At 41.5% G+C, this 2,230-nt stretch carries 1 protein-coding gene and 1 pseudogene; both read left to right on the top strand.

Annotation, left to right across the window (positions count from 1 at the left end; all coding sequences use genetic code 11):
• Window positions 1–1,024, top strand: a pseudogene (locus AC58UU_RS39840) (S-layer homology domain-containing protein); the annotation flags it as partial.
• A 228-nt stretch (window positions 1,025–1,252) separates the two neighbouring features.
• On the top strand, window positions 1,253–2,230 hold a 978-nt coding region (locus AC58UU_RS39835; protein WP_497323031.1), incomplete at its 3' end, for an S-layer homology domain-containing protein.

Below are 2,230 nucleotides of genomic sequence, written 5' to 3'. Positions count from 1 at the left end.
TAAAGAGTTGAAAAACATTCAATCCACAGATGGAAACGGTGGTATTGGAACAGCAAATAAATACCGTATCTCTGTGGCAACGAATGTAGTTGGAGGCGTAGCCGTAGTACCAGCAGCTGGAGCTGACTTTACAGCACCAATCACAGGAACAGACGCTGAATTCTTCAATGAAGAGCACAAGTTCACCTATACAGCAGCAGTGGCAGGAACAAACTCCGCAGAGTTTGTAGCTAAAGTAGAGAAACAAGTAGGAACAGGTGCCTGGAGCGAAATCTTCAACGTAACGAAAAAAGTTGAAGCTATCACAGCGGATACAGACCTGACTTATGAAATCCAAACGGTAAGTGATCTGGTTAATGCTATTGATACAAGCTCTGTAGCTGAAGCAACTTACGATACAGCATCCGGAGATAAATTGACTGTTGCCGCGCAAGAGTCTGCCGTAACAAGCAAACTTGCTAGACAAGTAAAGCTTACTGCAACAGATGGTGCGGGTAACAAAGTGGCAATCCCACAAACAATTCAATCGATCACAAGCTCTAACGGTATTGTTGCTAAAACAGACATGAACGCTGGTAAAGGTTATGTGATTGGTAACGAAGCAGGAACAGCGACATTAAATGTGGCATTCACAGACAATAAAGGTCAATCTGTCCTGAAAACTGTCAATGTAAAAGTGCTAGATAACGTACTGACATCAACTAAAGTTGAAGCAGGTAATACAGCGACAACAGCAACTGACTGGTCAGATGCCGTAACAGCAGCAACAGATGGTAAACCAAACGCATTCGGTTTGATGAACCTGAAAGTAACGGATAACTATGGCGTGACTTTCGAAGGATTTGAAGCACAACAGTACAACTACCTGTTTGGTGTTGTATTCACAGTAAAAGGTATTACAGGTACTGGTTCCGTATCAGTTGATCAATATGGTAACATCACAGCAGATGCTGGTGTAACTGGCTTTGATCTGGTGGCTACAACAGCAGCGGGCATGTCCGTAAGCACATCTGTATTGAAATAAGCTGTAACGTAAAAAGGAGACCTTCGGGTCTTCTTTTTTTATTTGCTTCATTCTAATTGGAAAATACTTATCAATGAAATTAAGTATATAATCACGTATACTAATTCATGTAGCAAAGTGATAGACGGAAAGCTACATAGACTCATGTCATGATTCATTAGTCGTCCCGTTGGTTATAAGTTTTTATAACAAAAAAACTTTCATAATATTAGGAGGAAACAAACCTTTATGAAGAAAACACTATCCGTAGTTCTTACATCCGCTATGGCTCTTTCCATGTTCTCATCCGTCGCATTTGGTAAAACATCTGCTGACTTCACAGACTTGAAAGACCTGGATGCAGCAACAAAAGTGAAATTCGATGCGATGATCACTGCTGGTATTTTTGACGGCGTGACAGAAACAACATTCGGTCTGAAAGACGAAATGAACCGTGCACAATTTGCGAAAGTAGCAGCATTGATCATGGGTCTGGAAGTAAACAAAGACTTGAAAACATCGACATTCACTGACGTTAGTGTAACCGATGCAGCAAATGGTTATGCACTTCCTTACATCGAAGCTTTGAAAACTGCAGGCGTTACTGATGGCTATGCTGAAGGTCAATACAACCCAGCTGGTAAAGTAACAAAAGAACAACTCGCTACATTCTTGGTTCGTGTTCTTGGTCAAGATGAAGCAGCAAAAGGCAAAACAGGTACAGATACAACAGTATCCGGTTGGGCCCAAGGTTATGTAGCTCTTGCACTTGAATTGAAACTACTTTCCAACGGTACAGACGGTAAATTCGGTGGTATGGCTAACGCAACTCGCGATCTGCTGTTGACTGGTGCATACGAAGCGAAACAACAATACGTACCAGCTGGTAAAGTATCGGTAACTGGCGCGAAAGCAACAGGCGTACAACAAGTAACTGTAAGCTTCAACAAACCTGTTGACACAGATAAAGTAAAATTAGCTATGAAAAAAGGTTCCATCGATGTAGCAACAACAGTTAAATTTGCTGATGACAAGAAATCTGCTGTTCTAACATTGACAGATGTTAAAGTTGGAGAAGGGGATTATACGGTAACTCTTTCCGGTCTTGATGCAGCGGCTGTTGACAAAACAACAGCTACATTTAAAGGCGAGAATGAGAAAGTGACTAAACTTGAGTTCGCAAACGCTGGCGATACAGTTGCAAAAGCATCGGATGTTCGTCTTAAA

The sequence above is a fragment of the Paenibacillus sp. JT22N1 genome (assembly GCF_059692155.1).
The sequence above is the reverse complement of the archived record's forward strand: the minus strand, read 5'-3'. Positions and strand labels throughout refer to the sequence as shown.